This is a genomic window from Sphingobacterium sp. IITKGP-BTPF85 (genome assembly GCF_001006065.1).
GTDB lineage: Bacteria > Bacteroidota > Bacteroidia > Sphingobacteriales > Sphingobacteriaceae > Sphingobacterium > Sphingobacterium anhuiense.
On the sequence record NZ_ASZT02000032.1, the window covers coordinates 16,552 to 36,561 of the forward strand.

Below are 20,010 nucleotides of genomic sequence, written 5' to 3' on the forward strand. Positions count from 1 at the left end.
AAGCGGCAACAGCTTGATCTTTTAAAGCTTGATCGGTTACATTACCTTCCTCATCCTTACTTCCTGATCTTTTTTAAAGCCAATTTGGTAATTACCTTCTCCAGCATAATAATTAGAATCGAAGTAATAATCAGTATCAGGATATTTAGCAATAATCTCAAATAATGCTACTGCAGTTGCAGTCTCTTGATCCTGATATTTTGCAAATGCTGTTTCAGCAACTTCTGCTAACAATTCTTTATCTTGATCAATTGCTTTTTGAATAAATACAATACCCGATTCAACTTTATTATTAGCGACATCAGATAAACCTGCATACATATTATCCAAAGGAATTACACGTAGAGGATCCATTTTTGCAAACATCTTTTGTATATTCTCAGATGCTTTAGCGTAGTCTTTATTTCTAAATGCATTGTATGCTAAATAACGATAAATCTTAGGATCTACATCTGGATTTTTCGCTAATTCTTCAGAAACTGCTCCTAACTCATCGTATTGTCTAGCATAAACCAAGAAATCGGCATAACGGATCTTTGCTTCCAAAGAGTTATCACCATTAACTTCTAAATACTTTTTATATTGCTCAACACCTTTTTTATTTAATTCCACATACTTCTCGTCAGATGTACCAGGTGCTTTTGACCACATATTGTAAGTCTCCGCTAATTCACGGTAAGTCGGAGCATAAGTAGGTGACGCTGTAGTAATCTCTGTCAATTGAGCAACTGCCTCATCAAAAGCTTGTGCACCACGAACAATTACTGCAAGTCCAATTTTAGCACGAGTTGAATTCGGATCCAAATCAGTTGCTTCACTATAACTTGAGTAAGCGCTACTTGCTTCCTTCAATCCTCTATAAGCATCTCCTAATGCCAACGGAATAGCGGCATCTTTAGCATTCTTTGCCTTAGCTTGTGTTAAATAATCCAAAGCTTTTGCATAGTCTGGCTCTGGCGCCTTAATATAAGCACGACCAATTTCCAACAATTCTTCGTAATCTTTTTTCTTTAAGTTTGCACTAGCTGCAGAAAATTTAGCTTCAGCCGAAGCCTTATCTTTTTTCAACAAATCAATGTAGCCTAAACCAACGTTATTAATCTGTGATTTTGGATCAGCAGTCAAACCTTGATTGAAGAAAATTGCCGCAGAATCAGGCTTATCATTGACTAAATAAATCTGACCTAAATAGAAGTAATTATCACCAACCTTAGCTTGTTTACTTACTAATTGTTGCAAAATTGTTTTTGCTTTACCGTAGTTTTCTGTTTCAATAGCCGCTCTAGCATCCTTTAAACTTTGTGCACTTGCTGTGCCAACAGAACCTGCTAATAACAGACTAAATAATAATTTACTGTTTGTCATAATCTATTGTTGTACTATTTTATACTCTAATTTAAACTGTTTTCTTCTCTAATAATAATATCACGTCCTGGCATTGTTGCAGGTAAAAGTCCAGCTTTTAAAAAAATACGCTGACCTCTATCTCCTGTCAAAAAGGCACTAAAGCCCAGGCCTAAGCCCATGTTCGGCTGATAATTCAATACATATATAGGTCTTGTAAAAGGATATACACCTAAAGATATATTGGATTGCGAAGGTTTGTAGAACAAACCGTCTTTCTTAGCTCCTAAAGCATTTTCTACGCTCAATGTACGAATTTTATTCAATAATTCAGATTTTTTTGAGTCATATCCAATATCCAGTTGAAACCTACAATTCCGATACTTCCTTTATTCTCACTCACATATTTGATGACATCAGTATTATTCTCTAAGGCAGAAATCGCTGTTGGATCAATTTTATCGATAGATAGATATTCCTTTAAAAATCGTAAAGTACTTGAGTTTGCATTATCAAAAACTACTTTGTACTTACCTTTAAGTGTGCCGTTTAACAATGATTTAACGTCAGAAAGTGTGATGATAGTATCTGCATCACCAACATTATTTATCAAAGCGATTGCATCACTCCCAATTTGATATTCCTTTGGAACAATTTTTCGGTCCTTAAAGTTTTTCCCCTCAGCTGCTGTCAACTTACGTGTTAAAATAATCACATTTGAAGTATCCGCCAACAAAGCATTTATGGCTTTAATTTCAGGTTTGGCCAACAATTGAATAGTAGCATCTGAGTATGAACTTTGAAATACATCAACCTGTTCTTTAATGATTGGATACAAGGTCTCATCAACAAGCACATTTACCTTACCACGCAAGATATCCTCGCTGGGAGCTGTTGGAGCTTGCTTCCCATTACGATTACAACTCACTAACATTAAAACTCCAAAAATTGAAAATAAAATTATTTTTAAGCTGTTTTTCATAGGGCAATCATTTAATAAATAGGTTGCAAAAATTAAGGCAATTCTAATTTCGTAATGAGACTAGTTAAAATTACTTTGCCACAATCTGACGAAACGAAGGAAAGAATAAACAATCAGAACAACTCCAAACAATGTTCTATATGTTGGATTGATGTCCAAGGGTAAATCTTTCCAAAAAATAACCAGTAAGCCCAGCCCAAAATATAGGCCAAACATAAATAGTCCTAAAATAGACAGAAATCGCTTTATAGGCGATTTCTGTCTGTAATTTGTATTATTCGAATTAAAGTTCGCCACTAATTACTGATTTTGTGTGTTTAAGCGAATAGGTAATGTATAAGCTACACGAACAGGACGACCATTTTGAATACCTGGTTTCCATTTCTTAGCTTTTTTCAACATTCTAACTGCAGCATCACCAGTTCCGTATTTAAGATCGCGTTTTACAGAAATATCTGTTAAACTACCATCTTTTTCAACAACGAAAGATACTTCAACTACACCCATGATACCATTTTCTAAAGCTCCAGAAGGATATTCATAAGTTTCTCCTACCCACTTCATAAAAGCAGCCATACCTCCAGGAGGCAATGGTTGAACCTCTACTGCATTGAAGGAAATTAATCCATCTGGATCACCATTTGGATCACCTTTCTTAACACCTGTAATAGCACCATCCTGTTTTTTAGTACCGAACTCACCACGAGCTACTGAAGAACCTGTTGCGCTACCTTTTAAAGTTAAACGAGCAGGAGTTTTTTTATCATCCTTAAACTCTTCTTGAGCAGCAACTTCTTCTTTCACTTGTGCAGCAGGAGCTACTTTTGGTTCTGGAAAACGTACCAAATCTTCTTTTGGTATGTCCATAGCCACTTGCTGAGGCTTCTCCTCCTCAATCGGAAGTGGTTCTTCTTCTTCTGGTTCAGGTGGTTTAATTTCCTCCAAATCCTCTAAAGTCACTTCAGTAACAACTGGAGGGGCTTCAACAGGTTTATCAGGAAATAAGCTACCTCCAAATAATCTAAGAAGACTCAATAGTACCACAGCAACAACTACAGCCAACAAACCTACGTTTGTAGCTTTAGGAGCAAGCTTACGAAGTTCGTAAGCACCATACTCCTTGTTTCTGCCTTGAAATACTACATCAAGCCATTCCTTTTTAAAAATATCTAATTTTGACCCAATCATATTTCTATAGTTTTCGTGATTTCTATAATAACTAACTTAGTCATTATAAATATTATCACGTTTTAAAACATCTATTTCTTCAGGACTAATCTTCGCAATCATATAACGCTTAATATCTACAATCTTCATCTCATCAAGAATATCAACAAGATCTTTTTGTGTAGACATATCACTAGGTCTGATAATCACGATTACATCTTTTCCGCCAGAAACACGAGGAACGTAAGCTTTTTTCTCAATTAAAACCTTGCGTATTCCATCTGCTCCGAAACCTGTAACCGTTGGACCTTCAATAGGTGCTTTTACCTGTCCATAATACCAAGAAACTTTGTTGTCAGATCCTAATAAAATCGTTACGGAACGGTTATCTGCTGTTAGTACTTCAGATTGTTCATCCTTAATTTTATTTTTATCAGGCATCGCAACGTCCATTGCTTGTGGTTTATTTAAAGACGTAGTTAACATGAAGAAGGTAATTAATAAGAATGCTAAATCTACCATGGCTGTCAAATCGACTTTACCACCGTTTTTCTTAGATCTTACTTTTCCGCCTTTGCCACCCTTACCACTGTCTTGATTTAATTCTGCCATTTATGTCTTTTTATTAAATCAACATTATTTATCTTCAGCACGTAAACCAGTAATGAAACTGAATTTATTTTGCTTTTGATTACGTAATGTTTCGATTACCGCATTAATTGAAGGATACTTTTCCGTTGCGTCAGCTCTGATAGCAATTTTCAATGGTCCTGGATAAACAAAATCCTTTTCCCCTTCTTTTGCCTTATTTACCTCTTCTGCAGCTAAACGTGCTGTTTGTATCCATTGGTATAATTCATTAGATAATGTTTCTGTACTATCGACAGGAATACCATTCTGAACACCAGGCTCAAGACGTTTGCTTGGCTCCATTGCCAACACTTGCTTGATCGCTTTCATAGGAGTACCGACATTTTCCATCAACGCAAACTGGTCGTAATCTTGTTGAGAAAAGTTAACGCCATATCTTGATGACATTTTCTCTAAAGTTTTAACCCTAACATCGCGGTCTGTCGCACCAAAAAATATTTTACCTTTATCTCCAACCGTAATAATACCTACGTTTGAATCTGGTAATTTATCTTTCGTGGTAGACGCCGGCGTATCAACCTCGAATGCTTCCGGTTGTTTCGCTGTAGATGTCATTACGAAGAATGAAAGAAGCAAGAATGATACGTCACACATCGCGGTCATATCAATGGATGTACTGGCTCTTTTTATTTTTGCTTTACCCATTTTAAACTTCTTTATAAATTAATTATTCAATCTCTTTCTATATGATGCTAATGAAACAATTATTCCATAAAATAATTTTCAAAAACATCATATAATTACTATTTGTGGTTCGCAGCGTATGTTTGTACGATTGAGAATCCAGCTTCGTCGATTGAATAAGTTAATTTATCAATTTTAGCTGTTAAGATATTGTACATTACAATCGCAATTGTAGAAGTACCGATACCTGTCGCTGTATTGATTAGGGCCTCAGAAATACCATTTGCTAATTTAGCTGAATCAGGAGTACCACCTGTTGCTAACGCACTGAAGGCCTTGATCATACCTGTTACTGTACCTAATAAACCTGTTAATGTACCGATAGAACTAATGTAGCGATTACGTTTAAGTTTTTCTCTAACATCGGCATTTCTAATGCTGTTGTTTCTTCGATCTCTTTTTGAATTGCAATTGTTGCTTTCTCAGTATCTACAGCAGTATCAGCAGAAACTGATTTGTATTTTACTAAACCAGCTTTGATTACGTTTGCAACAGAACCTTTTTGTTTGTCACACTCAGCAATAGCTGAATCTAAATTACCGCCATTAATTAATACTTGTACTTTTCTTACGAAATTACCAACATTTCCTGTTCCAGAAGCTTTTCCAATTACAATGAAACGCTCAATAGAGAATACCCATACCATGAAGAATAAACCTAATAAAACCGGTACTACAGCACCTGCGTGATAAACCATTCCTAAATAGTTACCTGGTAAAGGTTGGTTCTCTGGATTATTATCAAGAAAGTTTGAAGGACTACCCATCACAAATTTCCATAAAAGGTAACCGAGAATGAAACAAATGATAATTGCAGCTTGTGCAAAGAAAGAACCTGAATTATTGCTCTCTTGTTTTGCAGCAGGACTTGTTTTAGGTGCGTTTGCCATTTTTCTAATTTTTTAGTTTTTTACTGTTGTTAAATATAATATGTTTTTTTAATTATATGCTTGTTGTATGTATTCGTTTTAAAATTTGTCAAGCAAATATAGTCTTTTATGCCATATTTAAAATCTTAAAGCGAAATATATTAGAAATATAAAAGAGACTTTAAATTCCCTTTACAATTCCTTAATATTAAGTTATCACCTCAGCGGTTCCGACTTTCAATCTAATGCTACTAATCCCTTTTATCAGGAGAAAGCAATAAATTTTTTACAATGAAAACCATTTTTTTTTGATATGCAAGAAAACAAACGATTTAATTGCAAATTCAAGTAACCGCTCACTCACCTATCTACATCTATCAAAAAACTTTCAATCTATGTTTAAACGGATATTACTTATTAATTTTCAACCATTTACAACGCGCACCCCTGTTCAATATGACCTGTTTGGGGCTAAAATAATGGAATACTAACCTCCCACCAATTTTACTTTGTATCCTTCAGAAAGTAACAGATCAGCAACTTTCTGTTTAAAGTCTCCTTGTACAACTATTTCAGCATCCTTAGCACTTCCTCCAACACCGCATTTCTGTTTTAAAAATTTACATAACGCTTCCAGGTCTTCTTGTTTACCTTTAAATCCGGTAACTAGTGTGACAACTTTCCCTTTTCGCATCTTACGATCCAATTGAACTTTGAGCTGTTGCTGTTGATTAGGAAGTGTTTCTAGGTCCTCTAATAATTCTGAAAATTGATATTCAAAACTGTTATCTGTTGAATATACAACGCCTTCATACTGCTGTTTCTTATTTTTACTCATAACTTTTTTTAACAAATAACTTTCAATGCCTTAGGAATAATGCCAATATCAAGACTTGAACCCAAGTCAACTGGCTCACCATCAATGTGAACTACCGATTTTACAATCGCTTCAATCTTAATATTTCTTCCCGGAATTATTTCGACGTAGTCGGACTGATCCGCAGACTTATTAAACAAATGAAACAACATTTTTGGTAAAATATACATTGGAAATTGATGAACAATACACACATCTAATATCCCGTCATTAACAGATGCCTGTGGTGCGATGTAAGCGTTATTACCATATTGTGGTGAATTGGCGACAGAAATCATAAACGCTTTACGCTCGTATTCTTTACCATCAATCCATAGTTTATAGTCGCACGGTTTATATTTACTCAGTACGTTTATTGCCGATTTCAAATATCCCAAAGGCCCACGAATATTCTCATTAGCGAAATTCTCGCTAACGGATGCATCAAAACCTAATCCAGCAATATTAAAAAATTTTCGATTATTTATCGTGCCACAATCAACCTCTACAAATTCAAATCGATTTATGCGACGAATTGCAGCAGTCTCATTTAAGGGAATACCAAGATATAAGGCAAGCCCATTCCCTGAACCTTCAGGAACAATACCTAAGGGTATACCGCTCTCTGCTAATGCAGATCCTAACTCATTTATTGTTCCATCGCCACCTACTGCTATCACTGCATCGTACTTTTCTTCAACAGCTCGCAAACCAATTTCGTACGCATGATTGGCATAGGATGTCTCCTGAAAAGTAGGATCAAACTTTGTAAATCAAGCACATCCAACACCTGCTTCTTAAAAGATGTTTTGCGCTTCCCTCCCGAAATCGGATTGATAACAAACAGTATTTGTTTACGTTTTCCCATAAATCAAATATACGCTTATTCACTAATTTCTTGAAACAATGTCAAAATTCTTAAATACCATTAAGATTGATCCAGCTATTTTAAACTATTCTACAAGAAATCTTTAAACTTAACAGAAAGTATTGTAGTTTTGTGTCGACAATAAAAAATGTGGACTGATTTGCGTAGTATATTCTTAATGAGAATATAACAGGAGATTGCAACCACAGTAAAAAAGTGCTAAAACCATCATATAGCAAGGCTATTTAGTACTTTTCTATTGAAACAACCTCTCCTCGCAAATCCTTATAATATAATATTAAAAAAGGTAATATGGCTTACTTATTTACGTCCGAATCTGTTTCAGAAGGACATCCAGACAAAATTGCTGATCAAATCTCAGATGCACTGATTGACAATTTTTTAGCTTGGGACGAAGATGCACGCGTTGCAATCGAAACTTTGGTAACAACGGGACAGGTTGTACTTGCAGGTGAAGTGAAATCAAAAATATATTTAGATGTTCAAAAAATAACACGTGCAGTAATAGAGCGCATTGGTTATACCAAGTCTGAATATATGTTTGAAGCAAATTCATGTGGTGTATTATCGGCTATCCATGAACAATCGGCAGATATTAATCAGGGTGTAGACCGTAAGGCAAAGCAAGATCAAGGTGCCGGCGATCAAGGAATCATGTTTGGATATGCAAGCAATGAAACGGATAACTATATGCCCCTGGCCTTAGATTTATCGCATCGCTTACTTTATGAATTAGCGGCATTACGTCGTGAAAATAAGGAAATTACTTATTTACGCCCTGATGCTAAATCACAAGTAACGTTAGAATATACGGAAGATCATAAACCAGCACGTATCGACACCATCGTGATCTCTACACAACACGATGATTTTTCATCAGAAGAAGAGATGCGTGAAAAAATTACAGCTGATATTAAAAATATCTTAATCCCAAGGGTTAAAGCACAATTAAAACCAGAACTGCAAGAATTATTTAATGGTGATATCAAGTTTCATATTAACCCAACAGGAAAATTTGTTATTGGTGGACCACATGGTGACACCGGTTTGACAGGTCGCAAAATTATTGTTGATACCTACGGTGGTAAAGGTGCACATGGAGGTGGAGCTTTTTCAGGAAAAGATCCGTCAAAAGTAGACCGTTCTGCTGCCTATGCAACACGTCACATTGCTAAAAACTTAGTTGCCGCAGGTATTGCAGATGAAATTTTAGTTCAGATTTCTTATGCAATTGGTGTAAAAGATCCAATGGGAATTTATGTCAATACTTATGGAACAAGCAAAGTGGAATTAAACGACAGTCAAATTGCCGATAAAATCACTGAAATTTTTGACATGACTCCTTACGGTATTGAAACCAGATTAGGCCTAAGAAACCCAATCTATTCGGAAACTGCAGCATATGGACATATGGGTAGAACCCCAAAAACTGTAACGAAAGAATTTGAAAATTCTAACGGTGATAAAAAAACAGTTGAAGTTGAGTTATTTACTTGGGAAAAACTGGACTTTATTGATAAAGTAAAGACAGCTTTTGGTTTATAGTCATTTAAATTTGGCTACACTCATAAAAAGACAACAGGCCCATCTTTGATGGGCCTGTTGTCTTTTTATGATACGTTAGTTTAATATCTCAACACACAGATTAGATAAGACCTCGTGCTTTAATCTCTAAGTATTTGTTAATGGAATTAATGGTCAGATTTTCTGGTGCTGTATAAATTGTTTGAATTCCGTTTCTATGCAATTCTTGAATAATGAGATTTTTCTCATAAATGAATTTCTCCGCAATAATTTGGTTATATATTTCAATCGTCCTGTGAGGCGAACTTTTCGCGAGTTCATCCAATTCTGTATTTTGAAATACGATAACCACTAAGATATGGGAACGATTGAGCATTCTTAAATAAGCTAACTGCCTATTAAGAGCGTCCAAAGTCTCGAAATTTGTGTAAATAAAGATAAGAGAACGTTTATTAATATGCTTATTCGCGTAAGTATATAAATTGCCAAATTCAGACTCCTGAAATTCGGTTTGAATATGATAGAGTGCCTCTGAAATCCGCATCATTTGATTATTACGTTTCTCTGCAACAACCTGATTACCGATCTCTTTTGAAAAAGTAAGCATCCCTGCACGATCATGTTTCAGAATAGCCGCATTTGATAAAACTAAAGTAGCATTAATGGAATAATCCAATAATGTCATCTCTTCAAACGGCATACGCATCGCTCGTCCAGTGTCAATGAAACTATAAATGGGTTGTGATTTTTCTTCTTCAAATTGATTTATCATCAATTTCTTAACTTTGGCTGAAGCCTTCCAATTCATCCTTCTGTAATCATCTCCTTGCACATAATCACGCACATGATCAAATTCCATAGCTGCACCAATCTTCGAATACGCTTAACACCCATTTCATTTAATCTGTTGGTCGTGGCTAAAAGCTGATATTTACGTAATTGAATAAAAGAAGGATAACATGGAATGCTTAAGGTATCATTTGTTGCAAACCCTCTTTCAAAAAAACCCAAAAAACGAGCCATAGCACAACATTTTCCAAAAGAATAAATACCCCGACGTGTCAATTTCAGACTATAATGAATTTCCTTTTCTAAGAAAGGGAGTAATATAATTTCAAAGTCTTTATCTCGAACTTGTAATTCCACTGGAAATTCTTCTAATATGCGAACGAATACCCGACGGGGATACCAACTTCGGCTCTGATAACAAGTGGGTTTTCGTCACCATTAGAAAATTTCTGGATAATTCCGTATCACAGAAACATTCCCTTTACCAGAAAATAAGAATATCAAATCCCAGATCATCACGGCAGTTAAGATCCAAAAAAGAATAGCTACAGGAATAAACAACACTTTCACAAAAAATGAAATAACAAAAAATGTTGCAATGGTCAGCAGACCATAAAAAAATCGATTTGTGAAATACAGTTGTTTGAGCTTCTTCATTATCTCGGAATTTCTATACTAGCAATGATTTGATCAATAATGTAATCTGTTGTGAAACCTTCCATTTCTTTCTCAGGAGTCAGCATAACACGGTGTCCTAAAACCGCAAAAGCAACTTTTTTAATATCTTCAGGTGTGACAAAATCACGACCATTTAGTGCTGCTGAAGCTTTAGCAGATTCCAAAATAGCAATTGAAGCTCGAGGTGATGCACCTAATGTCAAATTAGGATTGTTTCTGGTCTTAGAAATTAAATGAGCGATATAAACCAAAATTTCATCATGTACATATATGGATTTGATCAAACGCTGAAAATCAGCAATTTCTTGCGAAGACACAACCTGTTGAACCAACGCTTCTTTATCTTGCGCCTTTTGTAAGTGATGCTCCTTTAAAATCAACAACTCCTGTTCTTGATCAGGGTAATGAACATCTATTTTAAAAAGAAAACGATCTAATTGTGCCTCTGGAAGTCGATAAGTTCCTTCGTGCTCAATTGGATTTTGTGTTGCAAATACAATAAACGGGGTCGGTAAAAAATAAGTTTCCCCATCAACTGTCACCTGGCGTTCGGCCATAGATTCAAATAAAGATGCCTGAGTTTTGGCAGGAGCACGATTTATTTCATCAATTAAGATGATATTCGCAAAAATAGGTCCTCTCTTAAAAATAAATTCATTCGTCTTTAAATCCAAAATAGAAGAACCTGTGACATCTGAAGGCATTAAATCCGGTGTAAACTGAATTCGTTTGAAATCACTAGCAATTGTTTTCGAAACCAATTTCGCAGATAATGTCTTCGCCACTCCAGGCAAACCTTCAATCAAAGAGTGACCTGATGCTAGGATCGAAATCAATAACATATCCAAGAGTTGATCCTGACCGACAATCACCTTCTTTACTTCAGCTTTTACAGCTGCCATTTTATCATACAGAACCGTCAAATCTAAACGATTCTCAAAGGGCATATATTTTTCAAATTCACTCATTACATTTCTGCTTTAACTTTAAATTCTTCTATTTTAGTATTGACATTTCTTAAATCTTGCTCTGTAAAATGACTTCCTTTTTGGCATTCTGTTATCAATTGAATCATTTCTGCTGTTATTTCTTTTGAGACACCAGAGCGTTGAGACAAGTTCTCTAAAAATTCTTCTTCATGAATAAGTAATGTATCAACATGAAATTTTTTACGAATATCATGTAAAAAATAATCAACTTTTTTGTGCACCATATTTCCTGGAGAACCATTTTCATAGTATAATGTTGCAATGGTTTCACAGAACTGTTTAGACAAATTAGGTTCTGGAAGAACTGTTTTAACAGCGCGCTGCTCTCTTCTACTCTTAAAAATTAAAAACAAGAGTAAACTGACTAGCAGTAAATACCAAGCTTGTCTCAATCCTATATGATTTAACAGAACACGAAGTGGTGTTTTCGATTCATTATATTTACTCTTAAAATCATACCACCCAATAGTCTGTCCATCCAAATAGCTAAAAGCTCTGGCGACATATTGATATTGCTTTTGATTGTTCAACAAATAATAATTACCAAATAACTCGGGTGTGATATGTAGCATAATGCTCCCTTTACCTATTTTCAAAGAAATAAAGTTCGGCAACAAATGTTCCTTATAGCGCAAACCACCTAAAATCGTTGCAGACTTTGGTAGTTTAGTGAACGAATAATCCAAAGTACTCTTATTAAAAGAAATAGGTATCCCATCTTGGGTAAGCTCTACTTTTATTTCTTCCTCAATATCATCTTGATTATCATAGAAGTATTCATAATCAACTTGTAACGTATCTAACAATTTTTGATTGATCTGCTCGGCAGCAATAAAAACTTTGCCGCCATTTGCCGCGAATTTTAATATGCGATTATTAACAGCATCACCAAGGTCAAACGCTTCTGAAATAAATAGCAATTGTTCTTTTGGAGCATTAAGTCTATTGTCCGATTCAAAGTATGTAAAAAGATCTTCTTTAATATTAGTGACCTTAACTTTTTTGCCAAGTATATGTGGAAGCTCTTCATGGGTCACATAAAGTCCGAAGGGATTTTTATCTTTTTGATCAAATGTTCTATCCCAAATAATAGGTTTCTTACTCGTTAGATCAATGATACCGATTGCAACGAATACTATTATAAAAATAAATATGCTAAATTTTAACGAGCCTTTCATGAGATTTTAGATTGAAAATTTTTAAAATCTTGTTGATAACGCTCAAAATCGGTAGCAGTTAAATTAAAATCACCAAACCAAACATATTCAAACACCCGAGTGCATTTAATAAACTCATTTTTTAAAACTGAATCTGAAATTTCATTTGCAAAATCATTATTTGTTTTACTATACTTCCACTTGATCACATGAGCATGTGCTAGTTTTTGAATATTTAACAATTGCATATAACGAATAGCGAGAGTATAATTTCTGTCCTTAATCGCATCAACGAGATAGGGCTTTAAATCGGTATTCATCAAATTCTTTTCTACATACCCCAAATTTTGAACACCTTCTGTTTCAGGCTCTTTATTGTCTTTTCTAAAGAAACTGTTGCCTGAATAAATTAATTTATAAAAGATATAAATCAATACCACTAAACCTAATATTCCTAAGAAATAGAAAAACTCTTCATTATAATTAAAAGAAGAATTTGGCATCAAACTGCTTAACCAACGATTGAAACGGGTCATTAAACGATCAAAAAAACCAATTTTATCTTTAATATTCTCAGAATAGATAAACTCTTCGGATTGATAGCGATCCAAGACACTTTTATAATCTGTAATCGTTACTGTAGCAGCACGATTATCTTTCGGAATTTCCTGAAACAAATTCTTGTTCCAGATATCGACGCGTGTTTGTTTTATTGTATCTATACTCGGCATAGCCATACGCGTAGAGTCTTTATTTGCATAGCTAGCTGTCGTGAAAAATAAAAGAATAACAAAAAAATATCTATTCATCATTTTTCCTTCCCAAATTTGCAATCATCGCATAGATACGATCGCCATATTTAAAATCTTTCGCCGTTTCGTAAATAATCCCATTTGCCAGAACACCTCCCATATATAAAAAAATTGTCAGAAGAGTTACAAGGAGCGCTCCTATGGTCATTAACATTTTCCCAAAAGATCCATCGAAAAAAGAGCTATCAAATTCTAAGAAATTATAGGAAATTAGTCCGATGATTAAACCTGGAATGAAAGTTAACATCATCATTACTACTTGAAAAATGAAACTAACAATATAAGTGGCATTACCATATTGAACAATATTCTTTCGAATGACATTAAATGTCTCTAAAAAAGTCGTCGTCAAAGAAAAATATCCTTCCCGATAAAACAAGAACGAGCAGAAAAACCACAATCCAATTATTGAAAATAAGATTCCAATAGCAAAGCTGCCAAACAAAGGAATAAACATCAGAATAATCATGCTATCCTGCGGGAATGCCAATTATTACGACGACCAACAAAGAAGCGAAGAAAAATTTCACGTACATACCGATGTGGTTTCGAAATGCGTTCAATAAATCTCTACCTGTAAAGTCCGTATTTTTTTGATTCTTCAATAAAATAAAATATTCGATGCAGATACCGTAAATGTATAATCCTAATAATAAGATAGTAACACACAGAAGACTTACCCATAAATACACGTTAAGATCTTCAAACGAATCACTTTCGGATGAAAACGTAATCTTTGTAGACAGGAAATAATAGAGGATTGTCGTGATACTCAAGGGTATAATAGAAACACTAAAAACTGTTCCGACAAAATGACCCAAAACAATTTTTAACAAATCGATAAAACTCTGTAAAAAATCGCCAATTTTACGTTCCTTCTGAAATTCGAAATTTATTTCCATTGATTGATTTTAGCTAATTGAAAAGGACGAAGAATATAATAATATAAAATCATCACCAATGTAATTATTATGATCAGCAAGCACATGGTCATAGAAATATGATAGTAACGGGTAACAAACCCCTCCAATGTACCAGCAAGTATAAAAAATGGAATTGTACTCGCTAAAACCTTCATTGATAATTTTGCCGCTCGAATAAAGGCTTCCATTCTACTATAGGATTTTGGAAACAAGAAACTATTACCTAACATCAAACCACAACCTCCTGCTATGATAATAACAGAAATTTCTATAGTTCCGTGTATCCATATGGCAGACATCGCCTTTTGTAAAACCCCGTATTCATAAAACATATAATGAAATGCACCTAACATGATACCGTTAGAGAAAAGAATATAACCCGTTCCCACACTAAAAAAAACACCAAACGTAAAAGCTAAAAAAGCTACCCGTACATTATTAATGGTGATCGCTAGCGCAGATCCAAAATTATTCCCTGATGCATAAATGGCAGCAGGATCCCCTTTTCGGATATTATCAATGGACTGATCGACATAGGCATCTCCTAAAATTAACCTCACAAAATTTTCATCATAGTGAGCAGACAAAAAACCAATAATGCTCGCCAAAAGAAAAATCAAAAAAGAAAACAACAACGGCCGCCGCATTTGCCAAACAGCATAAGGTATTTCATATGAAAAAAATGCTTAAGTTTATTTTCAGAAGCTTTCTGATCTTTATATATTTTTTGATGTGCTAAAATGGCCAACTCATTTAAATAATCTTTTGTCCTACTTTCTGGATAGAAAGTTTGTGCATAGGCTAGGTCATTGGTGAGTTCAATATAATTTGACGCCAGTTCATCGGGATTAACATCAACATGAATGGATAAATTATTTTCAATTGACAACCATTTTTCCTTATTTCGCTCGATGAATGATGCTTCTCTCATGAATATAAATTTTAAACCGGCTATTTCAAATATATGAATAAACTATTAATAAATACTCCACAGAACGTAAAAATAGAATACAATTTAGCTTCATTAGGTTCTAGAATTATTGCTTTTGCTATTGATTACTTTATTATTCTTGTTTATTATATCTTAATAATTGTCATTCTTGACTCTTTCCATATTAATATGGGAGATTCCTGGTTATTCTTTGGTATTCTATCATTATTGACACTTCCCGCCCTCTTCTATCCTCTTGTTATGGAAACCGCAATGTCAGGACAAAGCATAGGAAAGAAAATCATGAAAATTAAAGTGGTTAAGATCGACGGAACCCGCGCCAACTTTTATCAATATTTTGCCCGTTGGACATTTTCTCTGGTTGATATCTGGATGTGTATGGGCGGGATTGCAATTACTTCAATTGCCCTATCCAAATATGGACAACGTATTGGCGATTTATCCGGTGAGACATCTGTCATTAGTTTAAAAGCAAAATTAAACCTACAACAGACCATCTTTGAGGATGTCCCATCAGAAAAAGACATCATCTTTCCGCAAGTAATTAAATTGAGCGATCAAGATGCAAATAAGGTAAAGGAGATTTACGATGGCGCTGTCAGAAGGAAAGACTACAATATTCTTTTAGCCCTTACTCAGAAACTAGAAAACATTATGGATGTTAAATCAACGATGCATCCTAATGATTTTGTCAATCAAGTCATGAAAGATCATTATATCTTATTCCGTAATAAATAGAAAAAGCCGCCTATGGGCGACTTTTTCTATTTATTCTTAAAGTAATTACTCCGCAATACTTGCTGCAGAAGTCTGTACCTGACGGTTCACCTTTTTCACCAAACCTTGTAACACATTGCCCGGGCCTACTTCGACAAAAGCTTCTGCTCCGTCTGCTAACATATTTTGAACTGTTTGAGTCCAACGTACTGCACCAGTTAACTGTGCGATCAAATTCTCTTTTATCGTTGCTGCATCTGTATATGGCTTTGCATCCACATTTTGATAAACAGGACAAATCGGCGTGTTAATTTCAACCGCTTCGATTGCTGCCTGTAGCTCAACTTTAGCCGGCTCCATCAATGGAGAGTGAAAAGCACCGCCAACATTTAATTTCAAAGCACGTTTAGCGCCAGCCTCGGTCAAAAGCGCACAAGCTTTATCTACTCCGGCGATAGAGCCAGAAATTACCAATTGACCTGGACAATTATAATTTGCCGCAACCACCACATCATCCACTTTTGCACAAATATCCTCCACAACAGCATCTTCAAGACCTAAAATCGCAGCCATAGTGGAAGGCTCCAATTCACAAGCTTTTTGCATCGCGTTAGCACGTTGTGACACTAATTTCAATCCATCCTCAAAAGACAAAGCTCCCGCTGATACTAAAGCAGAAAACTCACCTAAAGAATGACCTGCAACCATATCAGGTTGAAATTGATCTCCCAAGGCTTTCGCTAAAATCACTGAATGTAAAAAATCGCTGGTTGAGTAACGTTGGTCTGTTTCAGCTGCTCATCAGTTCCTGCAAACATAATATCGGTAATACGAAACCCTAATATATCGTTTGCTTTTTCAAATAAAGCTTTTGTTTCTTCATTCAGATTATACAGGTCCTGCCCCATTCCTACGAATTGAGCGCCTTGACCAGGAAATACATATGCTGTTTTCATATTTAAAATTATCTGTTCTAATGCACAAACTTAGATAAATTGTCTTTTATATACAATATCATAAAGTCGAATATCAGAAGCTGTACGCGTTACCTATACTTTAATATTTTAATTCATGAAATCGTATACAGTCAATCCGTTTATGCATCTCTTAAATTCCTTTAAGGAATAAAAAATTAAACACTAAGATTCAGGAACAAAACTCAGTGATGTCATGCGAGCGGGATCTAAAATCTCCCGTGATGTTTCCAATAATTCTGTCGTTGAAATCGCTTTTATTTTATCAATAATAACATCTAGTTCAATAATCTGGTTGTAGTCCATCACATTCTTTGCCGCAGCAATGATCATGCTCATCCTGTTTTCCTCTGAAAGTGCGATCTGACCGATAAATTTGCGTTTTGCTTTCTGAAGCTGTACAGCACTCATCTCCTTTTCACAAAATTTATTAAGCTCCCTAAAAACAAGTTTTTTTGCTTTCTCTATCTTTTCTTCATCTGTTCCCAAATAAATACTAAATAAGCCCGAATCTGAAAACATGGTATAATTAGATTCGATTGTATAAGCTATTCCATATTTTTCACGAATGGAAAGATTCAATATCGAACTCATCCCCATTCCTCCCAGCATATTATTTAATAACAATAAACCTGTTTTTCGGTCGTCTCTAAAACTATATGCATGTGCACCGACCATATAATGGACCTGATTAATTGGTTTAGGAATCTCGACATGCGATACAGGCACCGCAACAACATCATTCCTCTCCCGCTGAATTTTATTTTCAGCAACGGATGCAAAAATTTTATTGGCAAGCCTTTCGACCTGTTTAACCGTATAATTTCCTGTAATCGAAATCACGATTTCATTTGTATCGTAATTTGACTGAATAAAATCATGAATATCGCTTTTTGTAAGTGCCAACAATTGATCCTCAAGACCGAGTATATTATGCCCCAAACCAGCTCCTTTGAATAATAGATCTTCAAAATCATCTACAATAGATTCTTCAGGACTGTCCAGATAAGAAGCCATTTCATCGACAATAACCGATTTCTCTTTATCTAATTCCTCCTCAGGAAAAGTCGAATGAAAAAGATATCCTCAAATAGATCTAAAGCTTTATCCAAATACGGGGTCAAAAATGATGCATGTACACATGTATATTCTTTTGTCGTATAGGCATTAAGATCTCCACCAACAGCTTCCAAATGGTTTAAAATCTGATTCGTACTTCTACGTTCAGTTCTTTTAAAAAGTAGGTGCTCAATAAAATGTGCAACGCCAAATTTACCTTCTTTTTCATCTCTTGACCCTGCATTGATTAACATACAAGCATGTGTAATCGGTAGGTTTTGCGGTTGAAAAACCACACGGATACCATTGGATAAGCGTATTATTTCGTATTCCATATATTAATTTGGAGATTCTATTTAATTATTTTTAATGCCATATCGCATTATATTTCTAGGATGAAAACCAAAACCTTGACTTTCATATAATTTTTGTGCCGGTAAGTTATGCGGTTCAACCTCTAGCAGAACCAATTTACAGCCCTTGTCCTGAACATATTCTTTGACAAACTCAACAGCCTTTTTACCTAAACCTTTGCCTCTTGCATCAGCATTTAAATATAATTCGTCCAGCAAAGCTACCGTTCCCTTAAATTCAAAGCTAAAGAAATAAACAACAATAATATACCCCAGGACTAAATCATTTTCTTTAATTAGCCAAGACTGCCCCAGCTTTTCATCGTCAAGAAAAATTCTAAAATTTTCTCGGCTTACAATAGGATCGATATCATATCCATCAATTGCATAAAAATCTTGCATCATAGCAACAATGATATCAATATTTTCAGACGTTAATTTTTCAAATGTGATCATAATGCATTCGTTTAGTGGCAAAAATAACTAAATAAAAACAGTCGAATTCTATAACAGTCGAAAAATGACGTGGATGGGATATAGCACCAAACAAAAATGGTTCTGATCTTACGATCAGAACCATTTTATCCACTTGTTTTTCGATAGGTAGGTGGTAAGCTTACATGCGTGGCGGGCGCATGCTCCATGACCGCCACCATCTCCTGTCGGAGAGCCTAATGCAAATTTTTGAAATTTATATGTGAATAATAGCATAAAGTAACGTCCCAATCTATTAGTACGACTATCGACAACCATAGATTCACTAACTGTTCTGGAAACATTTGTTTGCTCATTTAAGAGGTCAAATGCCTGTAAGCGCACTGTTCCACGCTGACCTTTTAAAAACTTTTGTTCCACATAAGTATTGATGATAAATGGATTAGCATTTATACCATCCCCATAACCCTGATTGAATTGTTTTGACAAATCTGCCCCGAAAATTGTGGTAGGGGTAATATTTACAGAACCAATTAAGGTTGGTGTCCAAGATGAAATATTAGTGGTTCTATTTGTTAATGAATTTTCAGTATGATTATATTGATACCTAACTCCAGGATTAATCTCCAGATTCTCTGAAGGATTATATCGCAACATTAATCCTTGATTGAATACAATATTTCTAGACACATTTTTCAAACCAATATTATCAAGACTATCTGTTGATGAATAGCCTATTCTTTTGTTATAAGAAACACCTCCCATCAACATGATGTTATACGTCTTTTCTTTCAAAGATTTACCATAATGATAGAAGGAACTAATTCCAAATGGATGATCATTTGATTCATTGAGATAGCGCGTCTCAGAAATTAAAGTAGTATCGACTCCTCCTGTATTACTATTCTTTAAACGGCCCAAATATGATTTATTTAAACTTACAATTTTATTTTCTGCTAAATTTGCATTTACAAAAGCAAAGAAATTATTTCCCTTCTGAAAATCATTTTTACGAAATCTAATATTCATTTGATGATTAAACTCGGGATTTAGATTCGCATTACCCATAACAATACTGGTACGGTTGGTACTCATATCAAACGGAAGAATCTGTGTTACTGATGGCTCAGTTGTTGATCCACTATAATTTAGGGAAATATTAGATTGGCGCGAAAATTTGTATTCAAACCGTGCAATTGGCATCCAG

The 20,010-nt window shown here is 34.8% G+C and carries 25 protein-coding genes and 2 pseudogenes; 2 read left to right on the forward strand and 25 right to left on the reverse strand.

Annotation, left to right across the window (positions count from 1 at the left end):
- Positions 1–36: 36 nt before the first annotated feature.
- From L950_RS08705 to L950_RS32520, 10 genes and pseudogenes are all read right to left on the reverse strand, one after another.
- Positions 37–1,365: a tetratricopeptide repeat protein gene (locus L950_RS08705; protein ID WP_021190706.1), complete on the reverse strand. Its 1,329-nt coding sequence runs from the start codon at positions 1,363–1,365 to the stop codon at positions 37–39.
- A 26-nt stretch (positions 1,366–1,391) separates the two neighbouring features.
- Positions 1,392–1,670, reverse strand: a complete 279-nt coding sequence (locus tag L950_RS28525; RefSeq protein ID WP_031288698.1) for a hypothetical protein — start codon at positions 1,668–1,670, stop codon at positions 1,392–1,394.
- Positions 1,667–2,326, reverse strand: coding sequence for a PstS family phosphate ABC transporter substrate-binding protein (locus L950_RS08710; RefSeq protein ID WP_031288700.1), 660 nt, complete (start codon positions 2,324–2,326; stop codon positions 1,667–1,669). Before L950_RS08710 ends, L950_RS28525 begins: the two co-directional genes overlap by 4 nt.
- A gap of 300 nt (positions 2,327–2,626) precedes the next feature.
- Positions 2,627–3,514 (reverse strand): energy transducer TonB, encoded by an 888-nt coding sequence (locus tag L950_RS08715; protein ID WP_021190707.1) that lies wholly within the window; start codon positions 3,512–3,514, stop codon positions 2,627–2,629.
- A 36-nt stretch (positions 3,515–3,550) separates the two neighbouring features.
- The gene (locus L950_RS08720; RefSeq protein WP_021190708.1) at positions 3,551–4,105 is read right to left on the reverse strand and encodes an ExbD/TolR family protein; all 555 of its coding nucleotides are present in this window, start codon (positions 4,103–4,105) and stop codon (positions 3,551–3,553) included.
- Between the two features lie 24 nt (positions 4,106–4,129).
- Positions 4,130–4,789, reverse strand: coding sequence for an ExbD/TolR family protein (locus L950_RS08725; protein WP_021190709.1), 660 nt, complete (start codon positions 4,787–4,789; stop codon positions 4,130–4,132).
- Positions 4,790–4,887: 98 nt separating this feature from the next.
- Positions 4,888–5,717, reverse strand: a pseudogene (locus L950_RS08730) (MotA/TolQ/ExbB proton channel family protein).
- A 466-nt stretch (positions 5,718–6,183) separates the two neighbouring features.
- Positions 6,184–6,534: a translation initiation factor gene (locus L950_RS08735; protein ID WP_031288702.1), complete on the reverse strand. Its 351-nt coding sequence runs from the start codon at positions 6,532–6,534 to the stop codon at positions 6,184–6,186.
- 8 nt (positions 6,535–6,542) lie between these two features.
- Entirely contained in the window at positions 6,543–7,262 is a 720-nt protein-coding gene (locus L950_RS08740; RefSeq protein WP_231577003.1) for a diacylglycerol/lipid kinase family protein, read from the reverse strand.
- Positions 7,229–7,420 (reverse strand): hypothetical protein, encoded by a 192-nt coding sequence (locus L950_RS32520; protein ID WP_021190712.1) that lies wholly within the window; start codon positions 7,418–7,420, stop codon positions 7,229–7,231. The genes L950_RS08740 and L950_RS32520 overlap by 34 nt, the downstream gene beginning before the upstream one ends.
- 312 nt (positions 7,421–7,732) lie before the next feature.
- Between L950_RS32520 and metK the strand changes: the two genes are divergently transcribed.
- On the forward strand, positions 7,733–8,986 hold the full coding sequence (gene metK / locus L950_RS08745) for a methionine adenosyltransferase (protein ID WP_021190713.1): 1,254 nt from the start codon (positions 7,733–7,735) through the stop codon (positions 8,984–8,986).
- Positions 8,987–9,086: 100 nt separating this feature from the next.
- Here the strand turns inward: metK and L950_RS08750 are convergent, their stop codons facing one another.
- The 10 genes from L950_RS08750 to L950_RS32530 all read right to left on the reverse strand — a co-directional run bounded on the left by L950_RS08750 (position 9,087) and on the right by L950_RS32530 (position 15,244).
- On the reverse strand, positions 9,087–9,824 hold the full coding sequence (locus L950_RS08750) for a DUF58 domain-containing protein (RefSeq protein ID WP_231577004.1): 738 nt from the start codon (positions 9,822–9,824) through the stop codon (positions 9,087–9,089).
- Positions 9,770–10,111, reverse strand: coding sequence for a hypothetical protein (locus L950_RS32525; RefSeq protein ID WP_231577005.1), 342 nt, complete (start codon positions 10,109–10,111; stop codon positions 9,770–9,772). The genes L950_RS08750 and L950_RS32525 overlap by 55 nt, the downstream gene beginning before the upstream one ends.
- Before the next feature lie 81 nt (positions 10,112–10,192).
- Positions 10,193–10,411 (reverse strand): hypothetical protein, encoded by a 219-nt coding sequence (locus L950_RS26225; protein WP_021190715.1) that lies wholly within the window; start codon positions 10,409–10,411, stop codon positions 10,193–10,195.
- The gene (locus L950_RS08755; RefSeq protein WP_021190716.1) at positions 10,411–11,400 is read right to left on the reverse strand and encodes an AAA family ATPase; all 990 of its coding nucleotides are present in this window, start codon (positions 11,398–11,400) and stop codon (positions 10,411–10,413) included. Before L950_RS08755 ends, L950_RS26225 begins: the two co-directional genes overlap by 1 nt.
- Positions 11,400–12,599: a DUF4350 domain-containing protein gene (locus L950_RS08760; RefSeq protein ID WP_021190717.1), complete on the reverse strand. Its 1,200-nt coding sequence runs from the start codon at positions 12,597–12,599 to the stop codon at positions 11,400–11,402. The genes L950_RS08755 and L950_RS08760 overlap by 1 nt, the downstream gene beginning before the upstream one ends.
- Positions 12,596–13,390 carry a DUF4129 domain-containing protein gene (locus L950_RS08765; RefSeq protein WP_156169609.1) on the reverse strand — a complete coding sequence of 265 codons (795 nt, stop codon included), beginning with the start codon at positions 13,388–13,390 and terminating at the stop codon, positions 12,596–12,598. Before L950_RS08765 ends, L950_RS08760 begins: the two co-directional genes overlap by 4 nt.
- A complete protein-coding gene (locus L950_RS26230) occupies positions 13,380–13,880 on the reverse strand; it encodes a hypothetical protein (protein ID WP_197086321.1) in 501 nt (166 codons plus the stop codon). The genes L950_RS08765 and L950_RS26230 overlap by 11 nt, the downstream gene beginning before the upstream one ends.
- Entirely contained in the window at positions 13,861–14,292 is a 432-nt protein-coding gene (locus L950_RS26235) for a hypothetical protein (RefSeq protein WP_021190720.1), read from the reverse strand. Before L950_RS26235 ends, L950_RS26230 begins: the two co-directional genes overlap by 20 nt.
- Entirely contained in the window at positions 14,283–14,960 is a 678-nt protein-coding gene (locus L950_RS08775; protein WP_231577006.1) for a stage II sporulation protein M, read from the reverse strand. Before L950_RS08775 ends, L950_RS26235 begins: the two co-directional genes overlap by 10 nt.
- On the reverse strand, positions 14,930–15,244 hold the full coding sequence (locus tag L950_RS32530) for a hypothetical protein (RefSeq protein WP_231577007.1): 315 nt from the start codon (positions 15,242–15,244) through the stop codon (positions 14,930–14,932). Before L950_RS32530 ends, L950_RS08775 begins: the two co-directional genes overlap by 31 nt.
- Positions 15,245–15,277: 33 nt before the next feature.
- Between L950_RS32530 and L950_RS08780 the strand changes: the two genes are divergently transcribed.
- Positions 15,278–16,003 carry an RDD family protein gene (locus tag L950_RS08780; RefSeq protein ID WP_021190721.1) on the forward strand — a complete coding sequence of 242 codons (726 nt, stop codon included), beginning with the start codon at positions 15,278–15,280 and terminating at the stop codon, positions 16,001–16,003.
- 45 nt (positions 16,004–16,048) lie between these two features.
- Here the strand turns inward: L950_RS08780 and fabD are convergent.
- The 5 genes and pseudogenes from fabD to L950_RS28530 all read right to left on the reverse strand — a co-directional run bounded on the left by fabD (position 16,049) and on the right by L950_RS28530 (position 20,006).
- Positions 16,049–16,938, reverse strand: a pseudogene (gene fabD, locus L950_RS08785) (ACP S-malonyltransferase).
- Between the two features lie 183 nt (positions 16,939–17,121).
- Positions 17,122–17,973 (reverse strand): M16 family metallopeptidase, encoded by an 852-nt coding sequence (locus L950_RS08790; RefSeq protein WP_316930584.1) that lies wholly within the window; start codon positions 17,971–17,973, stop codon positions 17,122–17,124.
- Between the two features lie 29 nt (positions 17,974–18,002).
- Positions 18,003–18,350 (reverse strand): M16 family metallopeptidase, encoded by a 348-nt coding sequence (locus L950_RS36400; protein WP_316930585.1) that lies wholly within the window; start codon positions 18,348–18,350, stop codon positions 18,003–18,005.
- 21 nt (positions 18,351–18,371) lie between these two features.
- Positions 18,372–18,824, reverse strand: a complete 453-nt coding sequence (locus tag L950_RS08795) for a GNAT family N-acetyltransferase (protein ID WP_021190724.1) — start codon at positions 18,822–18,824, stop codon at positions 18,372–18,374.
- A 114-nt stretch (positions 18,825–18,938) separates the two neighbouring features.
- Positions 18,939–20,006: an outer membrane beta-barrel protein gene (locus L950_RS28530; protein WP_156169611.1), complete on the reverse strand. Its 1,068-nt coding sequence runs from the start codon at positions 20,004–20,006 to the stop codon at positions 18,939–18,941.
- Between the last annotated feature and the right edge of the window lie 4 nt (positions 20,007–20,010).